The 935-nt window shown below is 47.5% G+C and carries 1 protein-coding gene; it reads left to right on the forward strand.

All coding sequences use genetic code 11. The features are described 5' to 3' along the window. A partial coding sequence (locus H8S07_RS14215) for an alcohol dehydrogenase catalytic domain-containing protein (RefSeq protein ID WP_186856272.1) occupies positions 1-935 on the forward strand: 935 nt, incomplete at both ends.

Here is a 935-nt window from a genome sequence, read left to right on the forward strand (position 1 = left end):
ATGAGCAATTTACCAGAGAAAATGAAAGCAATCGTTGCGTATGCACCTGGAGACTACAGATTTGAGATGGTGGACACACCAAGAGCCGGTGAGGGCGAGATGATCTTAAAAGTAGAAGCATGTGGTATCTGCGCAGGTGATACGAAAGCGTATGCAGGAGCTGCCAGCTTCTGGGGATTTGACGGACAGCCGAAGTACATCAAAGAACCGATGATCCCGGGACATGAGTTCGTTGGTAAAGTTGTAGAGATCGGACCAAACGTAAAAGGAAACTGGAAATTAGGCGACCGTATCTGTCCGGAACAGATCGTTCCTTGCGGAGAGTGTATGTTCTGTAAGACAGGCCGTCATTGGATGTGTGAGAAACATGATCTGTTCGGATTCCAGAAGAACGTAAATGGTGGTATGGCTGAGTATGTAAAATTGACAAAAGAAGCTCTTCCATATTTCGTACCGGCAGATATGCCGATCGAGCAGGCAGCGTTGATCGAGCCATATGCATGCTCTTTCCACTGCGTAGACCGTGCACAGGTTAAGACAACCGACGTTGTTGTACAGTCTGGTGTAGGAACACTCGGACTTGGTATGGTAGGTGCACTCCGTCAGGCAAATCCGAAGCTCCTCATCGTACTGGATATGAATGATGCACGTCTTGAGAAAGCAAAAGAGTTCGGAGCTGACCTGGTTATGAACCCTGGAAAAGAAGATGTTGTTGCAAAGATCAAAGAACTGACAGGTGGATACGGATGCGATATTTACATCGAAGCAAGCGGACATCCGTCCAGCGTACAGCAGGGGCTGGACTGCATCCGTAAGATGGGAAGATTCGTAGAGTTCTCTGTATTCGGACAGCCGGTAACCGTAGATTGGAGTATTATTTCTGACCGTAAAGAATTAGACCTTCTCGGTGTACACTTAAGCCCGTTCTGCTATGA

The sequence above is a fragment of the Dorea hominis genome (assembly GCF_014287705.1).
Classification (GTDB): Bacteria; Bacillota; Clostridia; order Lachnospirales; family Lachnospiraceae; genus Dorea_D; species Dorea_D hominis.